Source organism: Microcoleus sp. PH2017_12_PCY_D_A (genome assembly GCF_020738565.1).
In the GTDB taxonomy this organism is placed as follows: Bacteria; Cyanobacteriota; Cyanobacteriia; order Cyanobacteriales; family Microcoleaceae; genus Microcoleus.
This window is the reverse complement of sequence record NZ_JAEQCI010000113.1, coordinates 15,609-41,780: the sequence shown is the minus strand read 5'-3', so window position 1 is coordinate 41,780 and position 26,172 is coordinate 15,609. Positions and strand designations below refer to the sequence as shown.

The window sequence follows — 26,172 nt, the reverse complement described above, 5'->3', positions numbered from 1 at the left end:
TCGCGAATTATACCAATCTTTACGTTCTTGCAGGGCATAATTATATACCTTGCGACATTGTTCCAACCAATCCTCAAATATTGCTACTTGTGTTTTTGTCGGTTTCAATTTGAATTCATAAGTCAGATTGAACACTTGGATCACCTCCTTGTTTAATTTTACTATATTTCTACAAAATGGCAAGAGGATTTTTAGAATAAAGTCGTCCTGGAAGGACGAGGCTCTAACCCCCTAATTTTTGTAGAACAGGAGATCGAGGACATTGCAGTTTGTCCTGTGCCGGAAATACCGGAGCAAGTAGCGGTAGAAAAAAAATCTCCATACTGCTACTAACTGTGCTAATTTCAATGTGAGCTGTAAACAATCATGCGGGAAATCTGCCAGAGCGTGGAAACCATATTTCAACTGCTGTTAGACGAACTCAAAAAGTCCACTCGCGCGTCAGAGCAGAATTGCCAAGATGTAGCAGGGCGACTCGCAGCAGAAGTCAACAGGATATGCACAGAAAGTCAGCGGATTCAAAACTCCGGAGACATAGAGGGTTCAGCCCAGAGCCTAGCTCAGCACCGCTTGCAACAATGCCTCCACTATTACAGTTTAGGCTCCGGGCCCGGGCGAGTAGAATTGCACAGTACCCTCAGCGCGATCGTCTATCGCTACATCACCCCTCCCCAGGTGCAGTCTAGCTATCAGGCGCGAGTAGAACTGATCAAAGATTTCTTGCAAGGATTTTATCTGGAAGCTTTAAAGGCATTCCGGCGGGAAACCCAACTGCCACCTACCTACAGTCCTCGCACTCGCTTAGAACTAGCAGAGTACATGGCCTTTGTAGAGCGTTTCGGCAAGCGGCGCATTCCTTTGCCTCGCAACCGGAGCCAGCAACTAATTATTTTGCGGGCCCAAACCTTTTCCCAGCAGCAACCGAAAGAAACCTCGGTGGATATGGAACAAGCCGCCGATGGAGGGGCTTCAGATTCCGACCAAACTTGGAACGACACCTCGGTGCACTCGGTGCGGGAAGCAATGGCGGGCCAGGGTTCCTCGGCAATTCGCCCCCAAGGCGATGAGTCAGAATCTCTGCGGCAAAATGTGATTGACGAATTAGTCGCTTACTTGAAAGAGCGCAACCAACAAGAATGCGCCGATTATTTCATATTGCGCTTGCAAGATTTGCCGACTAATGAAATAGAGTCGCTTCTAAACATAACTCCGCGCCAAAGAGACTATTTGCAGCAGCGCTTTAAGTACCATTTGCTCAGGTTTGCCATGTCGCACCGCTGGGAACTGGTTCACCAGTGGCTGGAAGCAGACTTAGATAAAAATTTGGGTTTGCTGCCTTCTCAATGGCAGATATTTGGCGAGCAAATCGGGCCAGAGGGGCAGCGTTTGTTAAAGTTGAAGCAACAGGGTCTGTCAGAGTCAGCGATCGCGCAAACCCTCGGCAGCACGGTAGCCCAGGTACAGAAACGGTGGTTTAAATTACTCGAACTTGCCTGGGAATTGCGAAATCGTTCAGATTCCGGAGAAGGGGCATCTAGTGATGAATAACGAAACGAACAGGGATGCAGAGGCTTTCGAGCGCCATTTTTTAGACTGGGTATTGCAGGCGCCGATCGAGAATGCCTCTAGCGAAGATGAGGAGAACTTCAATCTGCCCCATCTCTCAGAAGAGTGGGGCGACGAAGACAATTCTGGGGTGGAATATTGGGAATGGGACGAACCAGACCCGCTGGATTATCAAGTGGGGGCGCACAGCAATGCACCCGCACAACCGCTGACTATTGGAGATATACCGACCGTGCAAGACCGTTTTCAGACCTTGTTAAAAGAAAGGCTTAGAGCCGAAATTGAATCCAACCCGCCGCTGTTCCCCTGGGAAACAGAAATTAAAAGTTACGACCACGACTACCCAGACGATGTAGCCCCCCAATGGGTTCCCCCCCTACACATCTGGACTCCCCAACTACAAAATATTAGATGGGGTCGCCTGCCAATTCCGATCGCCCAAGGGGTTTTTGCTCAACTGCTAGAACCTTGTCAGGAATTGGTAATGTCGTCACTGCGGGAAGGAGCGAAGTTAGTCCGCGCTGTAGATAGCTTGTTTCCGGGCCAGTCTCAGGAACTTAACGAATTAGCTGGTTTTGTACTCATGAGTCCGGCCAGAGGAACTACAGCTTCAGAGGTAGAAGTAGAAGATTTACCGAATTACGAAGTGGCAACTACCGATCAACAAATGCTGATGTCGCTGTTGGCCGCCCGAGAAATCATTGACTCTCTAACTTTGAATTGTCCTGTAAATCAGCCGCCGGTTTCCCGAGAATGGTTGACAGCTTTGGGTTCGCTGACTCTGCAAGCTCAATACCTGTCCAACCGCAATACAGAACCACCAAGACCGTGTTTAAGGGTTGAGTGCGAATTTCCTGGGGGAGGAAGTTTGGAACTCAAGGGAGGAGATGCCGAAGCAACTGCACATCGTCCGAATTCCGGGCATTTAAGTGTGGAGTTGTTCGATCCGCAACCGGATAAGATTTATGCCTTAGAAGTTCGATTCCAAAACTTCGAGACTAGACCTCTGATGTTTGCTATTCGTCCAATTTTGTCAGGACAAGATAGCAACTAAAAAGTTCAGTTGACAGTTGACGTTCATGACAGTTGATAGTTGACCGCTTGAGGGCTACCTCTACCTGGAAGGAAGAAGATTGGAGTAATGAATAGTCTAATTTTATTTTCTCCCTACAAGGGAGAGGCTTTAAGCCAAGTCTTTCTGGTAAAATTAGAGTAAATAATGTATGTTTTTCCTCTAGGGTTTGACCTCACACACAAACAAATTCAATCCCCCGACCTCGCTCGTGAAAAGCAAAAAAAATTAGATTTTAGTTAAAGCCCTCTCAGATTTATCTGTGGATTCAATCTAAAATCTAAAATCTAAAATCTAAAATCGTTGGATGGGTGCACATGACAACTGATAACCTGCGAAAGATACCTGTTTTGGGTAAGCTGTGGGAGCAGATTGAGGCCATGCCTCCGCCGGTGATTGAGGATTCTTTGCTGCTGCGAATCCTAGTTCAGTTGTTGGTAATTGTGGGCATTGTGGCGACAGACGTTGCTGCTGAAGAAGCGCTGAACCTGTGGGCTGTGCCTGTTAGCATTGTGGGGGCAACTTGGAGTTGGTACCGCCGCCGCGATCGCAATGTAGCTGCTAAGTTCTGCATAGCTATTGCCATGCTGGTGGCGCTGTTCGCTTTTTTTACCCGTTTGATAGGGGAATTGAACGATACCCGGTTAGTTTTGGCGCAACTGTTAATTCACATTCAAGTGCTGCACAGCTTCGATTTGCCCCGCCGCAAAGATTTGGGCTATTCGATCGTCATCGGGTTGATTTTGTTGAGTGTAGCGGCGACTATCAGTCAAACGCTGACTTTTGGGCCGTTGCTAGTGGTGTTTTTGGCTTTAGCGCTGCCGACTTTGGTGTTGGATTATCGATCGCGCTTGGGACTTTCCAAAGCAGACGGTAGCAAGCAGAAAGTAGAAGGTGCAGGCAAAAATAAGAACTTGTCACTGTTTGCTGCTACTCTATCCCCCAAGTATTTTGGTTGGCTGCTGGTAATAACTGTGGGGTTGGGGCTGACTATTTTTGCGTTTTTGCCGCGCCTCCCGGGCTATCAGTTGCGGACTTTTCCTGTCAGTGCTCCCATTGAATATCAGGGAGAGTTTGACTCGCGCAGCATTTTAAATCCGGGGTATGTCAGAGGGGGAAATGAACAAGGAAGTGGCGGAGGAAGGGGGAGAAACCCAGACAAAGGGCCAGGAGAGGTGGACTCTACTTTTTATTACGGTTTCAACCAGCGCATCAATCAGAATTTGCGGGGGGAAATGAAACCCCAAGTGGTGATGCGCGTGCGATCGCAAGCGGCGGGTTTTTGGCGGGTGTTGGGCTTTGACAAATACACGGGTCAGGGTTGGGAAATTTCTCGCAACGAACAAGCTCAAAAGGTGAATAGACCGAGGTGGTCTTTTCAATTTTATCTGAATCCGTTTCCGAATGCGCCTCGGATTCAAGAGGTGATTCAAAGTTATACTATTATTGCTCAGTTGCCGAATTTGATTCCGGCTTTGGCTAAGCCGAAAGAACTGTATTTTCCGACGATGGATGTGGCGGTGGATGCGGAGGGCGGTTTGCGATCGCCTGTGGAATTGCGGGAAGGTTTGACTTATACGGTGATTTCTAATGTACCTGTTCGCGATCGCTCCGGGTTGGGGCAAACTGGTACTAATTATCCGAAAAATATTCGCAAGTTCTATTTGGACGTGCCGCCGAAAATTGCCCAGAAGGTGCGAGAAAAAACAGAAGAAATTTTGTTGGCGAGAACTAGAGTAGCTAAGTCAGAGAGGGCGATCGATTCTCCCTACGAAAAAGCTTTGTATTTAGCTCAATATTTGAAGCAAAATCCGAATTACAAACTTGTAAAAGCCTTGCCTTACTTGGAAGAAACAGAAGATTTAGTCGAGGGTTTTCTGTTTGGCTATCAAAACACGCAAGACGGCAAAAAGGTTACAGGCGGATATCCCGACCACTTTTCGACGGTACTGGCAATTATGCTCAGATCGATCGGGATTCCGGCACGAGTAGCTGGTGGTTTCGATACGGGAGAATTCAACCCGTTTACTGGTTTGTATGTTGTGAAAAATACCGACGCTTTCTTAATGACGGAGGTATATTTTCCTAAATACGGCTGGTTTGGTTTTAATCCGATTCCAGGTTATCCGTTGATTCCGGCTTCGGTGGAAGACAACCAGACTTTTAGCGCACTGGAATCGTTTTGGAAGTGGATCGCCGGTTGGCTACCGACGCCTCTGAGAAGCGGGTTGGATTCGGTTATCGGTTTTGTAATTGGCTGGATTACTTTGATTGTGGGCTGGTTTCTGGGACAGTTTGCTAAGGGTTGGGTTGGGTTGTTTACTGGGTTGATTGGTGCGATCGGCTTTGGCTTCCTAGGCTGGTTAATGTGGCAAGGGTGGCGCAAGTGGCGCTATCGGCGTTGGCTGGGTAAATTACCGCCCGTGGAGGGCGTTTATCAGCAAATGCTGAAGGATTTGGCGAGTCGGGGCTTTGCCAAACAGAAAGCTCAAACGCCTTTGGAGTATGCTGAGGCAATGCGCGCACATCATGGAACCGATGAAGCTGAGGTAATTGAGGAAGTTTCGCAAGCTTACGTGCGGTGGAAGTACGGCGGCGAAGCGGGAAATTTGGCTCAGTTGCAGCGGTTGGTGGATAATTTAAGGCGATCGCACTTAAAGAAACTGAAAAACCGCTGGTTGTCAAAATTCACAACCCCCAACCTCAAATAAAGGTTCGTAGTGAGGACTTTAGTCCGCATCAATCAAAGGACTCGCATTCACAACAATCAAACCAATTGTATTAAGGTTTGCAGCCAAAATTCCGCACCCCAACATATTCCCGGTATATTTATTTTAAGTGGAAATTTAAGCCTTGGGCAAAACATAGATGAATCAATTTTGATTTTGATGTTATTTTCCTAATGAATATCAAAATCAAATTATTCATCTACCTTTAACTAAAATTGAGGACTAATTATTCTTATGTTAAACTGATCTTAGAACATTGGAGGTTTTCCCATGATTCAAGCAATATCCAAGTTAATAACTTTCGATGAGTTTCTGGAATGGAAGCCAGAAAACGGACGCTATGAACTACATAACGGAGTTATTATTGAGATGCAGACGACAGGAAAACATGAAGAAGTTGTTGAATTTTTGCAGACAGAACTAATTCTAGAAACTCGGCGGCTGCAACTTCCCTATCGATTCCCCAAGAATGCCCTCGTTAAATCTCCCGAACAAGAAACTGGTTATTTACCTGATGTTTTAGCAGTTAATCGTGATGCTTTAGCGCTAGAGCCTTTATGGGCAAAATCCTCAACAATTACTCAAGGCTCATCCATTCCTCTCGCGATTGAAGTTGTCAGCACAAATTGGCGCGATGATTATGCACATAAGATGATCGAGTATGAAGCATTAGGCATTGCTGAATACTGGATTGTCGATTATTTGGGTTTGGGAGGTAGGCGTTATATTGGTTCTCCGAAACAACCTACTTTGTCGGTTTGTCAATTGGTAGATGGTGAGTATCAGGTTAAGCTGTTTCGGGGAGATGAGAGAATTGAGTCGGTGGTATTTCCAGAGTTGACTTTGACGGCGGAGCAAATTTTTAATGGCGGGTAAAAAAGCCGGGTTTCTCTGCATTACACCCGCAGTCCGCGAGGGGTTTAAACTCCTACCTAAAAGCAAAAGTCCTCTCGGACTGATTATTTATTTAGTCCTCTTGAGAGGACTTTCGCTATTAGCCAGGGAATTAATTCCCTGGCGGACTTTGGGGTTAAGTTACCATATATCGGCACTGCGATGTCCCGTATTTTCTCAGATCGCAAACTACTTATCTCATCAAAATCGACTACCTAAGAACGTCAGACAAACCTTATATACACAAATCAAGTTATTTGTCAATTAAAACTGAGCAACTAAGCCGCTAGATTGGAAAATTAAATAATTATTGCAGTTTAGCTGGGGCTGCTTGTATTTGTGGTACAAATGAGGGAATAAAGAATGTTGAAGGTCACGCCTCATGGATGAAAACCGCGTCCGAGCTTACCTGAATCTGATTCAATTGCTGCTGAGTTGTCCGTCTGGGGAAGAGGGGAATGTATTGCAAGAGCACTCTGAGTTTGTTGACTCGGGCTTGATTGAAGTGATGCAGGAAGTGGCGAGTCGGATGGCGGCGGATGGCGAACAAAATGCGGGTTTTTTGCAGCAATTAGTGGGTCAAATTAGTCAAGCTTTGGCTCAAGAGATGCAGGGAGGAGATGCACACCGCAATTCTGCTTATCTGCAATTGATTAATGCACTGCTGAATTGTCCTAACGGTGAGGAACCGCAGATTTTACAGGATAACTTGGAATGGAATAAACTTTATCGAAATATGGTGGAAGTTTGCCTAGAACTAAAAAAGTACACCGCAGCCATAGAATACGCCGAACGCAGCAAAGCCCGCAACTTAGTCGAACTCCTCGCCACCCGCGACATCTACCCCAAAGGTGACATTCCCGAAACCGTTCTCAACGAACTCTCGCGCCTGCGTCGAGAAATTGATTCCGAACAGCGACGACTCGATATCGAACAGACAAATCGTAACAACAACGGCCGCACGATATCGGGAGAACGCAGCCTTCAAATCGGCAACATACAAAGCATCATTCGCGAGCGATCGCATCTCACCCAATTGCGGCAACAACTAAATGAATTGATTGCCCGCGACATCAAACCCATCGACCCCGATTTCGCACTCACCCAAGAAGTTAAAGGCATCTCCTACAGCGAGATTCAATCCCTCACAGCAGAAAACACCGCTATCCTTCAGTGGTACATTACAAGCGACAGACTTCTTGCTTTCATCATCACCCCAGAATCACCAACTCCTACAGTCTGGCAATCCTCAAAAGCCGACTTTAAAGCCTTGGAAAATTGGTTCAACGAGTATCTGAAAGACTACCAAGAAAACAAAACTCAATGGCAGCAAAGCCTAGCCTCCCGCCTCCAAAGTCTAGGTGATATTTTGCATCTCAACGATCTTCTGGAAAGAGTTCCCAAACAGTGCAGTCAACTAATTTTAATTCCCCATCGCTTCCTGCACCTTCTCCCCCTTCACGCCTTGCCAGTTAGCCGTGAAGCCTGGCAGCGGTTTAATTCAGAAACCCCATCTCCAGAACCAACTAATCCTTGCCTGCTAGATTGCTTCAAACAAAGTGTCCGCTACGCCCCCAGTTGCCAACTGCTGCAACAGGCACAAAAAAGGCGAAAACGCCACAATTTCACACAGCTATTTGCCGTCCAAAATCCCACCAAAGACCTGGAATTTACCGATGTAGAAGTACAAGCAATCCGTCAGAATTTCCAACCAGAAAATCAAGATATTCTCATCCAAAATAATGCCAAAAAATCAGCCATAGACGACAGCCGTCTCCGTATCGCCCACTGCGCCCACTTTAGCTGTCACGGCTACTTTAACTTTCAGCAACCTTTGCTCTCAGCATTGCTGCTAGCCGACAGCGAATTACTCCCGCCAGCGCCAGCAGAATCAAACCCCAACCGTTATCAACCCTTACAAAATGGCAACATTCTCGACCTTGACAAATGCCTCACCTTAGCAGACATCTTTGCCCTCGACTTCCGAGAATGTCGCCTAGTAGTCCTCTCCGCCTGCGAAACCGGCATCAGCGACTTTCAAAGCATCAGAGATGAATATATCAGCTTACCTAGCGGTTTCCTAGTGGCTGGGAGTTCCAGTGTAGTACCGACACTTTGGGCAGTTAATGATGTATCTACTTCATTGCTGATGATAGAATTTTATCAGAATCTCAAAGCCGGGTTAAGCGTCGCTCTTGCCCTCAACAAAGCTCAACTTTGGCTGCGGGATGTTACAGTAGAAAAGTTACAACAGTGGACAAGCAAACTTTCGATACGTCCCTCCCTAAAAGAGGATCTATACGATATGCTCGATCATCTAGAGTCCACAGGAGAACCACCTTTTCGATCGCATTATCATTGGGCTGCATTTTGTGCAACTGGTCAGTAGCAATCAAATAATTATGCTGGAAATAAATCATAAAAATATCAAGGCCTTCATACACCTCATCAAAAATCAGAAAACCCTATTTTTGATAGATAATAGGCATGAAAACCTTAATCAAGCAAAAGATACTTTCCGAGAAACAGAGGATGAAGTTTGTGATAATATCATGGAATGGTGTGCAAAGTACACCGACATTCAAACAGCATTATGCCAGACTCGCAAAGAGTTGTTTACTGAAGCAACCAAATTAACGGATAATCGCCTACCAGGAAGCACTACATTTTTATTTAGGGTGGGGTATAATTAATCAATAAAATCACAAAATTTTGTAGGGGCGGGTTCACCAACCATCTATAAAACCCACAAAAAATCTCATAAACCCGCCCCATCCCCACCATTGTTTACATGAACATCTTGCCGATAAATTCATGGTACATTTTGATGGTCGGTTGGGTGGGGGCGGGTTTACAATATTATTTGTTTGTGCCAGATATTTTTGGTGAACCCGCCCCCCTACAAAATGGTACATTTTGATGGTCGGTTGGGTGGGGGCGGGTTTACAATATTATTTGTTTGTGCCAGATATTTTTGGTGAACCCGCCCCTACAAACCGGGTTTATTATAAAAACACAACGTGTCTTATCTGAACAATATTAGGATCGAGGTGATGAATAGTTTGTATAAACCTGGTTTCAACCGCCGTCTGCATCTTACCATAGTTCTAGATCGCTTATGACTTTTTCTAAATCAATGTTTTTCGTCATCTCCTTCGGCAAATAATCAAAGACTTTCTCTAAAACTTCCACAGACACATTGTTCATCAACCAATCATTACTAGAATTATCCTCAAGATTCAAAAAATAATTTAAACGTTCTTCTATCGACTCCTTATCTCCTTTATCCACTTGTCCAACTCGCTCAAACCAATTCCCTTGGGAGTCCTTAAAACAATTAGCATCAATAGTACATATCTGATGCACTAAAGCCAATGAATTGCGATCGAGACCATTTTTGCTGGTCGAGTTAATGGGATACGCTGTTGGTAAACCTTTGAAGGTTTCTTGGAACGTTAAGGGAATCACCGTAAAAGTTTGTAAGCATTTAGAGTTATCTTGAAATTGGTCGCTTGTCCAAATAAGATAATGATGCTCTCCCCGAAAAACTCTGCTATAATTAATTATCCGATTGCAATCAACTGTTTTGCATTCAATCTTCCCTGTTTGACTTAAATCATAAATGTGATTGTGATTTTGCTTGCAACGAACAGATATTTTCTGGGGATTTACTAAATAAATCCAACCTTGACGAGGTGTTTTTCCAGCCACGTTTTCACCCTAATTGACTGATTAATTTTTGTCTTTCTGTCTCAAGATTTAGCCTCACTACTTGCTCTAGTTGATGGCTATCTTTAATCTCAATCATTGGGGCGGTGCTGTGCACATACTTTAGTAACTTTTGGAGTTTATCCTGTCCTGAGCCTGCCCATTCTCTGCGAATGTTTTCCAGCATTAGTTTTAATCCTATAGGTAATTCTAAGTCATCGATATTACTTGCTTCGGCACCAAGTCGGATAAATATGGTTTCTCCCACAAATTCTTGAACTATTGTTTTGCCATTCATTTTATTTAAGGCGACTATTATGTTTTCGTTCCAAGGGCTATAGTGATAATAACGCCAATGGAGGTCTGTAAGCTGTTTGTTTGTCCATTTGACAGCATAAAGGTCTGCTAAATATAAGAATTTGATTAATTGCGTTTTTGTGATGTGGCCTTTGGTGGCGCAAACAAAATAGTTGATGAGGGTTTCTAGCATGGCTTTGATTCTTTTTATGGTGCGCCGCTATAAAAATTTATGAATTCCATCGAGAATCTCATTGCGATGCACTTTGCGAGTGTTGGGAAAAAGTAAAAGAGAGGGTTGTTTATTCAACTGTTGAACAACCAAGGTGTGTCGCTATGGGATTGTCGATTTTGATCGAGGGATTGTCGATCGCGACACACCCTAGGACTGTTACGATTAGAGAAACCGGGTTTTTCGCAGAATTTACGTCTACAATGGGTATTTTCGTGAAAAACCCGGTTTCTGGATACCCGCGCGCAAGTCCTGAATCGTACTCTAACGGTTACATTTTACTGATAATTCTTTGCACGATTTCTACACCTGTTACCGCCTGCCAGCCAAATAGCCCCAACAGCCCCACATTTAGGAAGATGTGAGTGTATCTCGCCCAATTTTGACCTTTTTGCATGAACGGAGTCAGGGAGGCTGAAATGGCAATAATTACGGTCATTCCCAAGCCTGCTACTAGGTGCGGGGCGACAAATAGTTTGCCGTTGTTGATGTAGGTGACTGCCATGGCGCCGATCGCCCCTGTTACCATCAAGCCTAGCAGCAAAGAGCCCATCTGGTGGTGCTTGATATTGAATTTGCCTTTGATTAACTCTTTCTTGACATCGCCTTCGGCACTTCTGGTACGGCGGATTTGAATTCCCAGATACAAAGCATAAAATGAGATTGCTAGCAATACCCACATTAAAACTGGGTGGAAGAATTGACTCCAAACTTTTACAGACTGCGGAATTTCCAGATTCATAGTGTTCTCAGGATTAGTAAACATACTTCATAAAACTTAGCATACCAGTAAGTCCGTCTCGTGCGACGGTACAAATATACGGGATGAGAGACTATTTATGCCTGCCACTAAACAAGACGCTGTATTGATCCAAGCTGCCAAGACTGGCAACATTATTCACGTCCAAGCTTTACTCGCTAAGGGGGTTGACGCTAACGCCAAAGACTCTGAGGGGACGACGGCTTTGATGTTTGCCGCCCAAAAGGGCTATACGGAAATCGTGCGTATTTTACTAAACAATGACGCTAATGTCAACCTCGCGAGCAGGCGTTTTGGGCTGACGGCTTTGATGCTGGCTGCGGCTCACAAACAGGCTGATGTTATGCGGCTGTTGTTGGCTGCGGGTGCTGATGTTGAGGCTAAAAATGATGATGGAAGTACGGCTTTGATGGCTGCTTCTCTCAAAGGTGATATCAATGTTGTGCGGCTTTTACTTGATGCTAAGGCTGATGTGAATGTCCGCGATAAAGATGGAGATTCGGCTTTGAAAATAGCTGCTTTGTCGGGACACGAAGCTGTTGTAAAAGCTTTGGCTGAGGCGGGTGCTGTGGCTGATAATTCTATGCTGTTTTCAGCTATCAGTCAAGGTAGCGCTAAAATTGTCCGAGTTTTGCTCGATCGCGCTGCGGATGTTAATCTTAAAAATCTACAGAGTAAAACTCCTTTGATGCAGGCTGCTACGGCGGACAATTTGGCGGTAGTCGAGACGCTGCTAGCCGCTGGTGCTGATTTGGAAATTCCCGACAAAGAGGGCGAAACTGCTTTAACTTTGGCTGCGGATTGCGGTAATGTGGATGCGGTGCGAGCTTTGCTGGCTGCGGGTGCTAATGCGAATGTCAAAAGTGGAGATGGCGGGACGGCTTTAATGGCGGCGGCTGCTGGGGGAAATTGCGCGATCGCACATATATTACTAGATGCTGGCGCCGATATCAACGCTAAGGACAGAGATGATGAAACTGCGTTGAATTTTGCGGTGGTTGAAGGCTGTCAAGATGTCGTGGAATTGCTGTTAAATCGAGGCGCTCATGTCGGTTCGAGAAATCGGTTGGGCGATACGCCTTTGCTGGTGGCGGCGGTTCACGGTCACAGTGCGATCGTATCAGCTTTGCTGCAAAAAGTAAACTCAAATCGCCCAGATTTCCTGAATGCTAAAAACTTTGGGGAAACGGCTTTGACTCTGGCTGCATTTCACGGACATACTGAGACGGTGAAAGCCTTGCTTGACGGTGGTGCGGATCCGAATATCCCGGCGGATTTGGGGAAAACGGCTTTGATGAAGGCGTGCGATCGCGGTTATATGGCGATCGTCCAAATATTAGTCGAAAAAGGCGCAGATGTCAACTTGCTCGATGATTCCGGCGCAACTGCTATCATGTGGGCCGCCCATCGGGGTTATGCTGATGCAGTAAAGATTTTAATCGCCGCTGGTGCAGAGTTAAATCACAAAAATCCGGGAAATTATACAGCTTTAATGTTAGCTGAATTTAAAGGTTATTCCACTGTCGTGAAATTGCTCAAAAATGCCGGAGCTCAGGAATAAACATCGCATCGCGGGAGACGTAGATGCAGATGCAGATGCAGATGCAGATGCAGATGCAGATGTAGATGCAGACGGCGGTTGAAACCGCGTCTATACAAACAATGTCCGGATGGTGCGCGGACTGAGGAAAATGCGGTGTCAATAAAAAAATATCATGTTAACGATCCATTCTTCAACCCGCGCACCATCCGGGTTTTGTTTTTGTAGGCGCGGTTTTAACCGCCGTCTTATCTTGGGTAATACCCTATCCGGCTTGGGGATATGCGACTTAACCCACAAATCTCATCTCAATCCGCTTTTCGCACCCAGCCATTAATCGTAAACCTACTATCAGCAAAAGCTTTCGAGGGACAGCTAACTCGCAAAACTTCGTGCATATAGCGACTCAGAAAAAATACAATGCTATTATTCCGAGGCTCAACACTTCTGAATGTCTCATCTGCAACATAAAAATTGTTCTCGACTTTGCTGTCGTAAATCAGCAATTCCCCGCCGGAAAAAGCCTTAGGTTCTCGGTTGAAATAATAAACGTAAGTAAAAAATCTGGTTGCGGTATCGGGAGAGCCGCTGTCGTTGTGAAGTTTGTAAAAGTTGTTATCATTGTGCATAGTTAACTGAGCTTCTATGTCACCAATAGCAAATGCTGGAATATTTAATTTTCGCAGCACGTCGGGGAGAATTGCTTTGATGCGATTCACCATCAGTGTAGAGAATTCGGGGAAGGAGTGGAGCACCATGGAGCGGCGGTAATCTTCGGCATTTGTTGAGGTGCTGGTAGTCACAAATTCTGATTCTTTGGCTAAAACATATTTAATTAGTTTGTTCTTTTCTGCGGTTGTCAAAAAGTTATCTATTTGGGCGTAGCGAGATATTAAATCGTCATTTACGGGTGCGGGGGCGGGAATTTCTGCGGGAATTTCTGCGGGAATTTCTAGGGGGATTGCGGGCTGCTGCGGTTGCGGTTGCTGCAAGAAAATTGGGGGTTCGGTGACTAATCCGATTAGGTGCTCGGCGGGAAAGGAAAGGCTGGAACGCCCGTCGTCTATGGGAATTTGAAATAATGTGGAAAAACCTACTGTCTGTTGCGCGCGATCGACTAATGCTTTGACAAGGCTGTGCAATAATGGTGTATCGGATTTGAGAATGACGGTGCACTGATGTCCGCCGGTGAGCAGGATTTTAACTTTTATGTCTTGGGCTTTAATTTGCTGTTCAGTGTAAGTCATGATTTTTGAAATATGCAACTGGGAACTCGTTAGGGATATAACAGTGTTGATTGATGTCAACAATCGCGTTAAACCCACAGTCCGCCTGGGGTTAAAACCCCTGTCTAATAGCGAAAGTCCTCTGAAGAGGACTGATGAGTTCTTTAGTCCTCTTCAGAGGACTTTCGCTATGAGCCAGGGACTTAAGTCCCTGGCGGTCTTTCGGGTTAAGTTAAGACCATTATATCCCTATAATAGGCTACACAATTGATAATTTCTAAGCATTATTCCTAATGCAAGAAGTGGCGGATATCGGTGAAAACCATTGCGATTCCGAGTTGGTTGGCTGCTGCGATCGAATCTTTATCGCGCATACTTCCTCCCGGTTGGACGATCGCAATTATCCCCGCCTCAGCCGCCGTTTTTACCGAATCGTCGAAGGGGAAGAAGCCATCGCTAGCCAAAATCGCTCCTTTACTCTTCTCTCCAGCTTGTTCCAACGCTAGTTTAGCCGAACCCACGCGGTTCATTTGTCCGGCGCCGACACCGATTGTAGTGCGATCGCGCGTCACAACGATCGCATTCGATTTAACGTGTTTCGCTACTTTCCAAGCAAACAGCAATTCTTCCCACTCTCCCGCCGTCGGTTGCTTCTCGGTAACGGCGCGCCATTTGCTAGTTTCTTCTACTACATTATCCGATTCTTGCACCAGCAAACCGCCTGCAATTACTTTCACAGTTTGCGCTGGCCCTCGATTCAAATCCGGCAAAATCAATACTCGAACTTTCGCCTTTTTCTTGATAATTTCTTCCGCTTCCGGTTCGCACCCCGGTGCGACAATACATTCTAAAAATGTTTGAGTTAGCGCCGTGGCGGTAGCAGCATCAATCGGGCGGTTGAGGGCGACAATTCCCCCAAAAGCTGAGACTGAATCCGTGTCAAAAGCTTTTTGATACGCTTCCGAAATAGTCGAGCCCAAGGCTGTACCGCAAGGATTTGTATGCTTCAAAATCGCGGCGGCGGGAGTCTCGGGAAATTCTACAATTAGCCGCCTTGCTGCTTCTAAATCTACTAAATTATTGTAGCTCAATTCTTTGCCTTGCAGGATGGTGCTAGTTGTCCAGCCTGTCGGTGCATTTCCGCTTTGATACCAAGTGGCCGCTTGGTGGGGATTTTCGCCGTAGCGGAGTGTTTGCAGCTCGGTTCCCGATACGCTAAACTCCTGTGGTAGCTTCGATTCTGGCTCGGATTGGCTGCTGAGATAATTGGCGATCGCGCGATCGTAATTAGCTGTATGCTGAAAAGTTTCTAACGCGCATTTTTGTCGAAACTCTAAGGATGCTTCCCCGCCGTTTTGCCGCAGTTCTGCTAAATAAGTATTGTACTGTTCGGGATTGCACAAAACACTCAAGTGAGCGTGGTTTTTCGCGGAAGCTCTCAGCATCGCGGGCCCGCCGATATCTATCTGTTCGATCGCGTCTGCTAGAGTAACACCCGGTTTGGCAATTGTCTGTTCAAAGGGATACAAATTAACTACAACTAAGTCGATCGCCCGAATTTGATTATCGGTTAAATCTGCGACGTCTTCCGGTACATCGCGGCGCGCTAAAATACCTCCGTGGATGCGCGGGTGAAGTGTTTTGACTCGCCCGCCCAAAATTTCGGGAGAACCAGTATATTCCGCAACTTTCGTGACTGGGATGCCTGCTTCTTTGAGGGCGCTTGCTGTCCCGCCGCTGCTAATAATGTCAAATTCAAATTCTTCTACTAGACTGCGCGCTAAGTCGATTAGCCCGGTTTTATTCGATACGCTCAGAAGTGCTAGACGTGCCATTGGTTTGAAATTGCGATCGCAAAAATAGACAGGTTACATTCTATATCAAATCTGGCGGCAGGTAGATAATTTGCTAATTGGTAATTGTGATTATTTTTTTACTCAATCAAAGATGAGCCTGCTTCTAAACTTTATTTTTTATATAAATCATATAATATTTTATACTTGGCAGTTGCTTCTAAATATTTATAACTGGCGCCTCGCTCCTGTTATTTTGTCCGCTGCCAGAGGGCTTGAAGCCATTTGTCGCCTTAATAGCCCATCTCTCTACTACGTAAATGCCGATGTTGTTGAAATTACTTACTCAAGTGGAATAGATCCTTCGATGGAGATAGATCTTGAATTTTAACGATATTTTAGGATGACTTCTAAAAGTAATGTGTTAGCATCGAGTGGAAATTCGGATTTCCCTAAATTGGCAGGAAAATTGGGCGATTGCAACACATTAATAAAAAAAATGGGAGGTTTAAATATGTCTTTTCATGAAGCCCATCCAGAAAATAAGCTCAGTAATATTAGCAGTACCCAGAAAACAATTGCTAAAAACACGATCGAGAGAATAAACTATCAAGAGTTGCCCAAAAAATTAGCAGAGAATTCGGCAGAGGCAAACATTTCAGAAGCTTATCTTGTTAATCTGTGCGAAATCCAGCAGATGCAGGAAGCAATAGAACAGTTAGAACAGGATTTGAAAGCTAGCGAATCTCGGTTTCGGAATGCGATCGCTAAAAATGCCGACGGTATCGCAATCGTCAACAAGCAAGGGCTTGTATGTTTTGCCAACCCGTCAGCAGAAGCGCTGTTTAACTGCAAAGCAGAAGAACTTTTAGGCCAAGCATTTTTTGGCAATTTGGTAGTAGAAGGTTCAGCTTGCGACATTGAGATGGACACGGATATTATTCCCCAAGTTGGAGAAACAGAAGCAGCAGGAATGCGCGTCGTGCAAACAGAAGTTGCAGCTATTCGCAAGCACAAAGCAAATGCTGTAGTAGAAATGCGGGTGGTGGAAACGGAATGGGAGGGAGAAATGGCTTATTTAGCGACGCTGCGGGACGTTACCGATCGCAAGCGCGCAGAAGAAATGCTTTGGTTGTACGATCGGGCGATGGCAGCTACCAGCACCGGAGTTACGATTTTTGACGCCACCAACCCAGAACATCCAATTATTTATTGCAATCCCGCATTTGAAAGCATGACAGGTTATCGGCGGGCAGAAATTATCGGGAAAAACTGCCGATTTTTGCAAGGAAGCGATACCGACTCCGAGGCGCTAGAAATCATCCGCCAAGCCTTGCAAACAGAGAGCGAATGCAAGGTAATATTAAAAAATTACCGCAAAGACGGAACCGCTTTCTGGAATTGTTTCTCAATATCTCCCGTGCGCGATCGAACAGGAAAATTAACTCATTTCATCGGCATACAGAGAGACATCACCGATCGCAAAAAAGCCGAAGAAGCCTTGCGAAATTCCGAAGCACAAAGCAGAGAACAAGCAGTGCAACTAGCAGCAGCACTTGACGAACTAAAAAATACTCATTCCCAATTAATTCAAAGCGAAAAAATGTCCAGTCTGGGATTGCTAATTGCCGGAGTGGCTCACGAAATCAACAACCCCGTCAGCTTCATTCACGGCAATCTCGCTTACCTCAAAGATTATACCCAAGACTTATTTCACCTCCTCGAACTTTACCAACAACATTATCCCAATCCAGTCGCAGAGATTCAACAGGAAACAGAAGAGAACGATCTCGACTTTTTAGCTGAAGATTTACCCAGAATAGTATCTTCAATGAGCGTTGGCGTCGAGCGGATTTGCCAGATTGTGCAGTCGCTGCGGAACTTTGCACGGCACGACGATTCACAGATGAAACCCGTTAACCTCCACGAAGGTATTGACAGCACCCTGCTAATTCTCAATCACCGTTTAAAAGGAAACGGCGAAAAGCCGCCAATTCAAATTGTCAAAGAATACGGAAACTTGCCGCTTGTCGAGTGTTTCGCGGGCCCACTCAATCAAGTTTTTATGAATATTCTCAGTAATGCGATAGATGCTTTAGATGATGCAAACAGTAAGCAAACTTTTCAAGAAATGCCCGAAAATTTCCGCCAAATTAGAATTTGTACCGAAGTTGTCGGCAATTTTGTAGAAATCAAAATAGCCGACACCGGGCCGGGAATCACTGAGGAAGTTCAGCAGCGCATATTCGATACATTTTTTACTACTAAACCCGTTGGTAAAGGCACGGGAATGGGTTTGTCAATTAGCTATCAAATTATTGTAGAAAAACACAAAGGAGAATTATATTGTACTTCAGAATTGGGGAAAGGCACGGAATTTATTATCAAAATGCCGATCGCACATTAGCGTTACCGACTACTCACTAACGTCGGGTGCGCAATTACCAACTACTTACTAACGTAGGGTGCGCAATGCGCACCGCCGTGCGCATTGCGCACCCTACATATAGAGATTATGCCTCAATGACTTCAGTAATGCGCACCTTACCGCATAAATAGCGAATTAAAAAACCTCCGCACCCTCCAACTTCTTCATCGTTTCCACCTTAGCCCTCGCCGCTTCCCCGCAAGTCTTCGGCGTCGGAAACATCTTCCCAGGATTCGCCAAACCTTTCGGATTAAACACCTGACGCACCCACTGCATCGTCTCCAAATCTACCTCCGAAAACATATCCGGCATAAAACACTTCTTATCAGCACCAATCCCGTGTTCCCCCGAAAGACTGCCGCCAACTTTCACGCACAGCCTGAGAATTTCCCCGCCCAATTCTTCCACCTTTTCCAGCGCACCTTTTACCGAATTATCGTACAGAATCAGCGGGTGCAAATTCCCATCTCCTGCATGAAATACATTCGCAATTCGGTAGCCGTATTTCTCGCTCAAACCCTCAATCTCTTTCAAAACATAAGCCATTTGCGTGCGCGGAATTACGCCGTCTTGCACGTAATAATCCGGGCTGAGATGACCCGCCGCCGCAAAAGCAGCTTTCCGCCCTTTCCAAATTTTCATCCGCGTTTCCGGATCGTGAGCCGTGGTGATATTTCGCGCACCATTCTGCTTGCAAATATCCGCAATTCGCTGCTTGTTGGTAGCAACTTCCACTTCTAAACCGTCAATTTCTACGAGCAGAATTGCCGCCGCATCCCGGGGATAACATCCAGTTGCTACCACATCTTCGACAGCATTGATGCTGATGTTGTCCATAATTTCCATGCCGCCGGGAATAATGCCAGCGCTGATAATATCGGAAACCGATTCGCCCGCTGCTTCTATGCTAGGAAAATCTGCCAACAAAACGCAAATCGATTCTGGCGCTTTGAGAATTCTCAAAGTAACTTCTGTGGCGATGCCTAAAGTGCCTTCGGAACCGACAAATATACCCGTTAAATCGTAACCTGGCATTTCGGGAATTTCGCCGCCAACCTCGACAATCGAACCGTCGGGAATTACCAATTTTAATCCTAAAATATGATTGGTTGTAACTCCGTATTTCAGGCAGTGTACGCCGCCAGAATTTTCGGCAACGTTGCCGCCAATCGAACAAATAATTTGACTCGAAGGATCGGGCGCGTAGTAGAAACCGGCGCCGCTAACTGCTTGCGTTACCCAGTTATTAATTACTCCCGGTTGTACGACTACTTGCTGATTTTCTAAGTCTACTTTCAGGATTTTTCGCATCAGGGCGGTGACAATCAGCACGCAGTTTTCTACTGGTAAAGCGCCGCCGGAAAGCCCGGTTCCTGCGCCTCTGGCTACCCAGGGAATGGAATTGCGATCGCATATTTTGACCAAATTCGCCACTTCCTCGGTAGTTCGCGGCAACACCACCACGGCGGGGCGCTGGCGGTAGCTGGCGAGTCCGTCGCACTCGTAAACAATCAATTCTTCACGGCGCTGCACTACGCCGTTTTTGCCGACTACAGCCTCAAATTCTTTAATAACGGGTTTCCAGTTGCGATCGGTTGCTACGGCTATCATTAGTAACTTATTTTTAAGGGTTGCAATACTGACACTGAGCCGGATCGGCAGTCTCTCGACCATCGGGAAACAGTTCTTCTTTAGTATAACCGCAATTTTTGCATAGATAAATTGTCGATCGCACCAACTGAGTCGGAAAATAGCAAAGTCCGCAGGGCAACCCGATTTTCCTCTGGGCAACCTCGAAACCCGGCCAACCGCACTCCGGGCAGAATTGCTTGAATTTTTTAACTAAATCGAGAGTTGCATTTTCGATGTTTTTCATCCGAGTTGGATTGTACATCGCCCGCATATCTGTTTCGACGTGAACTTTGCCAGTTGACGATTGTTTCAAACCTGCCGATACAGCATCAAAAAGTTGTTTTTCAGTCGCAATGCCCTTGACAATTTCGCCCTTACCTAGTGCAGCCTCGCCAACTACAACCACCAGTCCGTGTTCGGGAAATCCAGATTTTTGGGCAAAATCCTCGGCTTCTTCTATACTGACAACTAGCTGGTGACTGTAGTTAGTTTCCACGGACAAAGATTCGCCGATTAGTTCTAGATTGTTGGCTCTATCTAATAAGATTACAATTTCTCTGTTGGCTGGCAGATACGGCATCATTGGGTGAGGGCCGAAAGTACCTTCGCTCGCAAAGGCAAGAGTTGCGCCCGCAATTTCTAGAGCTTTTTCTGCTTTCTGGCGAGCCGCTTCTATTTGAGTACCTAAGCGTTTAACTTCTCTGGTGAAGGTGCCGAATGGGTCAGTGTCAAAATCCGCAGGTACTAGGATATTGACGCCTAATTCTCGTTCCAAAATGGGAGCCATCGCTCGTTCTTTTTGGTGCATAGTAGCCAGAACGGCCGTGCGATCGCGCAATAATTGAAGTGGATTCATAGACTCAGAGGACACAAACATATAGCGGTTCTCAGAAAGATGAGGTACTATCCGGTCTAGGGCATGGGGCATGGGGCATGGGGCATAGGCCAAACAGGGCATCGGGCATGGGGTTTGCGGGCACGCAGGCATACCTCACTACGCGATCGAACCGCTATAATTTTTGAGTTGGTTTGCTCAATGGGCGATGGCCTAGGTGCGTCGCTATGAGACGATCGATCTTATACTAGGGATTTTTAATTGCGACGCACCCTACTGCTTCAATCTTCAAGTCTTTAATCTCAAATCCTATTAGCATAGGTGCGTGGCTATTAGACGATCGATCTTATACTAGGGATTTTTAATTGCGACGCACCCTACCGCTTGAATATAAAATCTAAAATCTAAAACCTAAAATCGTATTAATTGCCGCCAGTCACTCCCCCAGCCTGACCTCTGAGTACAAAAATTACTCCCGTCATAATTAGCCCCACACCTACCAACCGCAGCGGCGGCAAAGGCTCGTTAAATACAATTTTGCCGCCGAGAACAGTAAATAAGTAACTAATTGACAGTAAAGGCGAGACTATGCTAATGTTGGCGCGAGACAAAACTACGATAAAGCCGATCGAAGAAACTGCATACAAACACAGACCTCCAACTATCAAAGGCTGAGTTGCCATTGCGATAACTTTTTCAACTAAATTAGCAGCGCCAATCGGCCCTAATATTTTCGCTCCCGCTTTCAGGCTAAATTGACCTACCACACTGCACAAAATAGCAGCGAGCAAAACTAGAAAAACGCTTCTACTCATAAATTAAGTAACCTAGTATTACAGCAAAAATTGCCATCCCCAAAAACCGGAAAAACTTTAATTAAGTTTTGTTGAGTTTTCTTCACCACTAATAATTTAAGCATAGATACTGGAACAGTAAGTATTGTCGATCGCCAGTAACGCCTGGAACAAACATATGGCAGAACAGACCAACACCAGCGAGGAATACAGTCTCGAACTCTCAATACTCATGCCCTGCCTCAACGAGGCAGAAACTTTAGAAATCTGTATCGACAAAGCACAGAAGTCCCTGCGCGAACTTGATATTGCCGGCGAAGTCATCATAGCAGACAACGGCAGCACAGACGGTTCTCAAGATATCGCCACCAGATTGGGGGCCCGAGTCGTACCCGTAGCAGCCAAAGGCTACGGCAGCGCCCTGATGGGAGGCATCGTAGCAGCGCGCGGAGTTTATATTATCATGGGCGACGCTGACGACAGCTACGACTTTTCCAGCCTCGGCGCCTTTGTCGAAAAATTGCGGGGAGGCTGCGATTTAGTCATGGGAAACCGCTTTCAAGGAGGCATCAAACCGGGGGCCATGCCGCCGCTGCACAAATATTTAGGAAATCCGGTGCTGACATGGGTTGGGCGCTTATTCTTTTCAAGTCCCGCCGGCGACTTTCACTGCGGGCTCAGAGGTTTCAGGAGAGACTCAATTTTGAAACTCGACTTGCAAACAACGGGCATGGAATTTGCCAGCGAAATGGTCGTCAAGGCATCTCTGTACAAGTTGGGAATAACTGAAGTCCCAACCGTACTCTCTCCCGACGGCCGATCGCGCCCGCCACACCTGCGAACTTGGCGAGATGGCTGGCGCCACCTCCGATTTTTGCTGCTGTACAGCCCCCGGTGGCTGTTTCTGTATCCCGGTACAGCGCTGATGATATTGGGTTTAATTGTTGGCATTTGGCTGTTACCCGGTACTCAAAAAATTGGAAGTATCAGCTTTGATGTACATACGCTGCTTTATAGTGCGATCGCAATTATCGTCGGTTTTCAAGCAGTAACATTCGCTTTCTTCACCAAATTTTTCGCCATCAGCGAGAAACTGTTGCCGGAAGACCCCAAACTAAACAAAATATTTCGCTATGTCACCCTAGAGACAGGATTGATTGTCGGATTCACGCTAATATTAATCGGAATAATTGGCTCGTTCTTGTCATTAACTATCTGGAGCGAAACTGCTTTCGGTTCTCTAGACCCTTCTAAAACTCTGCGTTTAGTTATTCCCTCGCTCACCTGCCTGACCGTCGGTTTGCAGATGGTTCTGTCCAGCTTTTTTCTCAGCGTCCTGAGCTTAAAACGCAGGTAAAATAATTCAACCTCAAATCTTATTACCATTGTCAGCAAAGATGATTTCAACCCGCCCACAAACAGATACAGGCTGCCGACGCTCCTGAGTAGATATCCCTAGATTTTAGACCAAGCTTCAAGCTCCCCAATTAATATATCGAGTCAATCTAAAATCTAAAATCTAAAATCTAAAATCGACTGACTTGCCCAAATGCTGTGTTAAAGCGATCGCGAACAATCACGCTTCACCCATATAATCAGTGCATCCAAAACCTCAAATCCTATGACAGTAACTAAAAACAAATCCAGCGAGTATATCGGTCCCAAGCTAGGCGGTTTCGCAACTAAACTATCTTGGTACGCCCGCCAAAAAATGTTCGATTTGCTCCTGGCATTAGCCAATCCCAGCGACGACACAACAGTCCTCGATGTAGGAGTAACTTCCGACCGCCGCGAAGATTGCAATTTCTTTGAAAAACTCTATCCGTACCCCCATAAAATAACCGCAGTCGGCATGGAAGATGCTGCGTTTTTAGAAGAAGAATATCCCGGTTTAAAATACGTCCGTTCCGACGGGTTGACCTTACCATTTCCCGACAAAAGTTTTGATTTAGTCGTGAGTTTTGCCGTAATCGAACACGTCGGCAATAGAACTCAGCAAAAAGCCTTTGTTCGGGAACTTTGCCGAGTCGGCAAAACTTGCTGCATCACCACTCCCAACCGCTGGTATCCCGTAGAATTCCATACTGCTGTTCCCCTAATACACTGGTTTCCCCCTTCTTGGTTTCGAGCTTTGTTGAGATTGCTCGGCAAAAACTTCTTCGCCAAAGAGGAGAATCTCAACCTATTATCCGAGAAAGATGTGTTAAAGATGTTGCCAGCAGATGCTCAAGTTTCTACCAGACATTTTCGGCTTCTCGGTTTGATATCCAATCTGCTCTTTTATGTTAAAAATCCCCTTTGATTAGATAAGACGGGCGCGGTTGAAACCGCTCCTTGTCAAACAAAGTCCACCTCCGCGGACTAAAGATTAAAGTTATTGTAGGGTGCGCAATGCGCACCTTACCGCTATCATTAGTTATTGTAGGGTGCGCAATGGGCACCTTACCGCTCACAAAGAATGCCTGAATAAAGTTATTGTTCACAAAGAATGCCTGAATAAAGTTATTGTAGGGTGCGCAATGGGCACCTTACCGCTATCATTAGTTATTGTAGGGTGCGCAATGGGCACCTTACCGCTATCATTAGCGTATCATGCAAGACTTTTTCAGCTTGCTTTGATTCTAACAACTGTTCCGAACTACAAACCCGTAGAGATGGCTTTAGTTCCCAAATCCAGCACAAAATTTTCTCCGTCTTCATAAAGTTTTTTGCGAGTTTTTGCAAGTTGTCGCACGTTATCCCGAAAGTCGTGAGAGAGTTTTGCTTGCAGTCGAAACCAAGATGACAATCCAGGGCCAGAAGTATCTACATCTGCGGGATGATTGAGGCTCCAAGACGAATAAGCTATGTATCGAATAGATTTTGAAACTAAATAGTTGGCTAAGGCTTCAGGGCCTTTGAATGCAGGCATACCGGGCGGCAAACTCGCTCCCCCCGGCCAGTCTGCTAGGAAAATTTGATTGCGTTTGAAGTCGAGGATAAAAGGTGCATCTAGTCTGGTCAAAACGGTTTCTCCCTGTGGCACAGACTCCTGCATTGCTGCGTACTGCGATTTTTGCTTTGCTGTAACTAAGGATGGATTTGTTAGCCCAAATTCAATATTTTTTACATAAGCTGAATAAGTCTGTTTAGCGATAGGCCAGTTATAGCTAATTGCCAATCCCGCACAAAATACTGCAACAATAAAGAAATTGGCTGTTCCATTTTTGTTTAATGCTCCAGTGTCGGTCATTGCGACCGCTATCAATATTAAAATTGCTGGGAAAAGGTGAGAAAATGAATAGCGAAAAGGGTCAGCATTTTCGGTAAGTACGCCTACAGCAATTGTCGCCAATCCCGCTGCAATTGTCATAGATAAAACTGCTTGGCGGTTCGAGAAGGAGGTTTCTTCGGGTAAATTGCCAAACTTCCAAGGTCGGATGCTCAAGCTCAAACAGCCGAGCAATATCAGTATAAAAACGTAAATACCTTGGAATGCTGTCATGGCGCTTTTAGCAGTCCCGAATAACGTCGAACCTGATTTGAAGGTAATGCCGTAGGCGGAGGCGTGATAGCCTTTTCCCAATAGAGGATACAATAAAGTGCCTGAGGATTGATACATTGAAATCATCCAAGGCATTAGAAATACTCCGATTAAGACGGTTGTCAAGACCAATTCAAATAAAACTTTTTGTTTTGATTTGGAGCTAATTAAATAGCAAAGATAGCTCGCGGCAAATAGAAATACACAGGCGGGTATCAGCGAGGATTTTAAAGCACAAATAGCCGCAGCAATTAAAGCTAATATGCAAGCATTTGCCGCCCAATGGTTGCCTTCTATTTCTTTACTGTCAAGCGTCCCGAACAAACTTACAAATAAAGCAACGGGTAGCATGATACTTGTAGTGTTAGCTTTGGGGAGTGGAATCAAAAGCAAGAATAAAATAGTGAAGATGATTCGTTTGGTTGAGGCTTTATTTTCTTTGAAAAACCCGAGAATTAGTCCGACAGTAATTATCAGGGGCAAAGCGGGATCGATGAGGTTGAAATTAGTGTCGGAAAGTCCGCTTAAAATCAATGCTTGGAGAAATGACTGCCCACCGAAAGATACTATTCTTCGTTCGCTAAAAGGGTCTGGGCCCATGGAACCGAGTTGCAGCATTTTGTGGGGAAATACTAAGTAAGCGTGGTAGTCGTCGCTGGTATTAAACCCGTCAGCGTAGACCATATTTGCAATGTTGATTCTGCCTGTATAAAGCCATCCGGCGTATTGAATTAAAATTAGTAGACTAACTATGGCAATGCCTGCTAAGATGACTCTATTTTTGCGGCATTCTTGAAATAGGTGCAAGATATTATTAATAATTAATTGTCTGTGATTTACTAAGTCTATTAGACAGTAAATGAGTCCCAAACCTAAAAAAAATAGAATTGTGGTTTGGGAAATAGTCCAGGTTGCATTTAAGATGCCGCCAATTAGAATGCTAAAAGCTAGACCCCAAGCGGCTCTTTGTCCCCAGTCAATTCGCTGGTTGGGGAACAGGATGTGGTTGAGGACTTTTCCCCAACCGATGAGGGATAGTAGCAGGCAAATACCGTAGGAAAATGAGATGAGGTATGAGATCATTGCTGTAGGAGTTTTATCTATTAAATAGTTAACTTTTTCGGTGATTAGTTGTCAAGTGTC

At 45.5% G+C, this 26,172-nt stretch carries 20 protein-coding genes; 10 read left to right on the top strand and 10 right to left on the bottom strand.

Features of this window, described 5'->3' with window-relative positions:
- On the bottom strand, window positions 1-135 hold a 135-nt coding region (locus JGK39_RS26815; RefSeq protein WP_293297167.1), incomplete at its 3' end, for a helix-turn-helix domain-containing protein.
- Between the two features lie 231 nt (window positions 136-366).
- On the opposite strand from JGK39_RS26815, the gene hetZ reads away from it, so the two are divergent.
- The 6 genes from hetZ to JGK39_RS26785 all read left to right on the top strand — a co-directional run bounded on the left by hetZ (window position 367) and on the right by JGK39_RS26785 (window position 8,954).
- Window positions 367-1,548, top strand: coding sequence for a heterocyst differentiation protein HetZ (gene hetZ / locus JGK39_RS26810; RefSeq protein WP_293262026.1), 1,182 nt, complete (start codon window positions 367-369; stop codon window positions 1,546-1,548).
- Window positions 1,541-2,620 carry a hypothetical protein gene (locus tag JGK39_RS26805; RefSeq protein ID WP_293262028.1) on the top strand — a complete coding sequence of 360 codons (1,080 nt, stop codon included), beginning with the start codon at window positions 1,541-1,543 and terminating at the stop codon, window positions 2,618-2,620. The genes hetZ and JGK39_RS26805 overlap by 8 nt, the downstream gene beginning before the upstream one ends.
- Window positions 2,621-2,955: 335 nt before the next feature.
- Window positions 2,956-5,349 carry a transglutaminaseTgpA domain-containing protein gene (locus tag JGK39_RS26800; protein WP_293262030.1) on the top strand — a complete coding sequence of 798 codons (2,394 nt, stop codon included), beginning with the start codon at window positions 2,956-2,958 and terminating at the stop codon, window positions 5,347-5,349.
- Between the two features lie 288 nt (window positions 5,350-5,637).
- On the top strand, window positions 5,638-6,243 hold the full coding sequence (locus JGK39_RS26795; RefSeq protein ID WP_293297163.1) for a Uma2 family endonuclease: 606 nt from the start codon (window positions 5,638-5,640) through the stop codon (window positions 6,241-6,243).
- Window positions 6,244-6,643: 400 nt separating this feature from the next.
- Window positions 6,644-8,650 (top strand): CHAT domain-containing protein, encoded by a 2,007-nt coding sequence (locus JGK39_RS26790; RefSeq protein WP_293297160.1) that lies wholly within the window; start codon window positions 6,644-6,646, stop codon window positions 8,648-8,650.
- A 13-nt stretch (window positions 8,651-8,663) separates the two neighbouring features.
- Window positions 8,664-8,954 (top strand): hypothetical protein, encoded by a 291-nt coding sequence (locus JGK39_RS26785; protein ID WP_293297157.1) that lies wholly within the window; start codon window positions 8,664-8,666, stop codon window positions 8,952-8,954.
- 403 nt (window positions 8,955-9,357) lie between these two features.
- Here the strand turns inward: JGK39_RS26785 and JGK39_RS26780 are convergent, their stop codons facing one another.
- The 3 genes from JGK39_RS26780 to JGK39_RS26770 form a co-directional block, all read right to left on the bottom strand.
- Entirely contained in the window at window positions 9,358-9,972 is a 615-nt protein-coding gene (locus JGK39_RS26780) for a type II toxin-antitoxin system PemK/MazF family toxin (protein WP_293253560.1), read from the bottom strand.
- A gap of 4 nt (window positions 9,973-9,976) precedes the next feature.
- A complete protein-coding gene (locus tag JGK39_RS26775; RefSeq protein ID WP_293297154.1) occupies window positions 9,977-10,459 on the bottom strand; it encodes a type II toxin-antitoxin system antitoxin SocA domain-containing protein in 483 nt (160 codons plus the stop codon).
- Between the two features lie 310 nt (window positions 10,460-10,769).
- A complete protein-coding gene (locus tag JGK39_RS26770) occupies window positions 10,770-11,240 on the bottom strand; it encodes a DUF4079 domain-containing protein (RefSeq protein ID WP_293253554.1) in 471 nt (156 codons plus the stop codon).
- A gap of 97 nt (window positions 11,241-11,337) precedes the next feature.
- Between JGK39_RS26770 and JGK39_RS26765 the strand changes: the two genes are divergently transcribed.
- A complete protein-coding gene (locus JGK39_RS26765) occupies window positions 11,338-12,819 on the top strand; it encodes an ankyrin repeat domain-containing protein (RefSeq protein ID WP_293253551.1) in 1,482 nt (493 codons plus the stop codon).
- A gap of 287 nt (window positions 12,820-13,106) precedes the next feature.
- On the opposite strand, the gene JGK39_RS26760 is transcribed toward JGK39_RS26765, so the two are convergent.
- Window positions 13,107-14,045, bottom strand: coding sequence for a 2OG-Fe(II) oxygenase (locus JGK39_RS26760; protein ID WP_293253548.1), 939 nt, complete (start codon window positions 14,043-14,045; stop codon window positions 13,107-13,109).
- Between the two features lie 269 nt (window positions 14,046-14,314).
- Window positions 14,315-15,859, bottom strand: coding sequence for a bifunctional phosphoribosylaminoimidazolecarboxamide formyltransferase/IMP cyclohydrolase (gene purH, locus JGK39_RS26755; RefSeq protein WP_293253545.1), 1,545 nt, complete (start codon window positions 15,857-15,859; stop codon window positions 14,315-14,317).
- 472 nt (window positions 15,860-16,331) lie between these two features.
- On the opposite strand from purH, the gene JGK39_RS26750 reads away from it, so the two are divergent.
- Complete coding sequence (locus JGK39_RS26750; protein WP_293253542.1) at window positions 16,332-18,224, top strand: PAS domain S-box protein; 1,893 nt, start codon at window positions 16,332-16,334, stop codon at window positions 18,222-18,224.
- Window positions 18,225-18,380: 156 nt separating this feature from the next.
- On the opposite strand, the gene glcD is transcribed toward JGK39_RS26750, so the two are convergent.
- The 3 genes from glcD to JGK39_RS26735 all read right to left on the bottom strand — a co-directional run bounded on the left by glcD (window position 18,381) and on the right by JGK39_RS26735 (window position 21,527).
- The gene (gene glcD / locus JGK39_RS26745; RefSeq protein WP_293253539.1) at window positions 18,381-19,856 is read right to left on the bottom strand and encodes a glycolate oxidase subunit GlcD; all 1,476 of its coding nucleotides are present in this window, start codon (window positions 19,854-19,856) and stop codon (window positions 18,381-18,383) included.
- 13 nt (window positions 19,857-19,869) lie between these two features.
- Complete coding sequence (locus JGK39_RS26740; protein ID WP_293297151.1) at window positions 19,870-20,733, bottom strand: DUF6671 family protein; 864 nt, start codon at window positions 20,731-20,733, stop codon at window positions 19,870-19,872.
- Between the two features lie 401 nt (window positions 20,734-21,134).
- Window positions 21,135-21,527, bottom strand: coding sequence for a transporter (locus JGK39_RS26735; RefSeq protein ID WP_293253533.1), 393 nt, complete (start codon window positions 21,525-21,527; stop codon window positions 21,135-21,137).
- Window positions 21,528-21,684: 157 nt separating this feature from the next.
- Here JGK39_RS26735 and JGK39_RS26730 point away from each other — a divergent pair, with 157 nt between their 5' ends.
- Both JGK39_RS26730 and JGK39_RS26725 read left to right on the top strand, forming a co-directional pair.
- Window positions 21,685-22,863, top strand: a complete 1,179-nt coding sequence (locus JGK39_RS26730; RefSeq protein WP_293253530.1) for a glycosyltransferase family 2 protein — start codon at window positions 21,685-21,687, stop codon at window positions 22,861-22,863.
- A 264-nt stretch (window positions 22,864-23,127) separates the two neighbouring features.
- The gene (locus JGK39_RS26725) at window positions 23,128-23,808 is read left to right on the top strand and encodes a class I SAM-dependent methyltransferase (RefSeq protein WP_293253527.1); all 681 of its coding nucleotides are present in this window, start codon (window positions 23,128-23,130) and stop codon (window positions 23,806-23,808) included.
- A 336-nt stretch (window positions 23,809-24,144) separates the two neighbouring features.
- On the opposite strand, the gene JGK39_RS26720 is transcribed toward JGK39_RS26725, so the two are convergent.
- On the bottom strand, window positions 24,145-26,112 hold the full coding sequence (locus JGK39_RS26720; protein ID WP_293253524.1) for a hypothetical protein: 1,968 nt from the start codon (window positions 26,110-26,112) through the stop codon (window positions 24,145-24,147).
- Window positions 26,113-26,172 lie beyond the last annotated feature (60 nt).

Coding starts and splice junctions, on each gene's coding strand:
- hetZ (WP_293262026.1), top strand. CDS start 367: ATGCGGGAAATCTGCCAGAGCGTGGAAACCATATTTCAACTGCTGTTA.
- JGK39_RS26805 (WP_293262028.1), top strand. CDS start 1,541: ATGAATAACGAAACGAACAGGGATGCAGAGGCTTTCGAGCGCCATTTT.
- JGK39_RS26800 (WP_293262030.1), top strand. CDS start 2,956: ATGACAACTGATAACCTGCGAAAGATACCTGTTTTGGGTAAGCTGTGG.
- JGK39_RS26795 (WP_293297163.1), top strand. CDS start 5,638: ATGATTCAAGCAATATCCAAGTTAATAACTTTCGATGAGTTTCTGGAA.
- JGK39_RS26790 (WP_293297160.1), top strand. CDS start 6,644: ATGGATGAAAACCGCGTCCGAGCTTACCTGAATCTGATTCAATTGCTG.
- JGK39_RS26785 (WP_293297157.1), top strand. CDS start 8,664: ATGCTGGAAATAAATCATAAAAATATCAAGGCCTTCATACACCTCATC.
- JGK39_RS26775 (WP_293297154.1), bottom strand. CDS start 10,459: ATGCTAGAAACCCTCATCAACTATTTTGTTTGCGCCACCAAAGGCCAC.
- JGK39_RS26770 (WP_293253554.1), bottom strand. CDS start 11,240: ATGAATCTGGAAATTCCGCAGTCTGTAAAAGTTTGGAGTCAATTCTTC.
- JGK39_RS26765 (WP_293253551.1), top strand. CDS start 11,338: ATGCCTGCCACTAAACAAGACGCTGTATTGATCCAAGCTGCCAAGACT.
- JGK39_RS26760 (WP_293253548.1), bottom strand. CDS start 14,045: ATGACTTACACTGAACAGCAAATTAAAGCCCAAGACATAAAAGTTAAA.
- purH (WP_293253545.1), bottom strand. CDS start 15,859: ATGGCACGTCTAGCACTTCTGAGCGTATCGAATAAAACCGGGCTAATC.
- JGK39_RS26750 (WP_293253542.1), top strand. CDS start 16,332: ATGTCTTTTCATGAAGCCCATCCAGAAAATAAGCTCAGTAATATTAGC.
- glcD (WP_293253539.1), bottom strand. CDS start 19,856: ATGATAGCCGTAGCAACCGATCGCAACTGGAAACCCGTTATTAAAGAA.
- JGK39_RS26740 (WP_293297151.1), bottom strand. CDS start 20,733: ATGAATCCACTTCAATTATTGCGCGATCGCACGGCCGTTCTGGCTACT.
- JGK39_RS26735 (WP_293253533.1), bottom strand. CDS start 21,527: ATGAGTAGAAGCGTTTTTCTAGTTTTGCTCGCTGCTATTTTGTGCAGT.
- JGK39_RS26730 (WP_293253530.1), top strand. CDS start 21,685: ATGGCAGAACAGACCAACACCAGCGAGGAATACAGTCTCGAACTCTCA.
- JGK39_RS26725 (WP_293253527.1), top strand. CDS start 23,128: ATGACAGTAACTAAAAACAAATCCAGCGAGTATATCGGTCCCAAGCTA.
- JGK39_RS26720 (WP_293253524.1), bottom strand. CDS start 26,112: ATGATCTCATACCTCATCTCATTTTCCTACGGTATTTGCCTGCTACTA.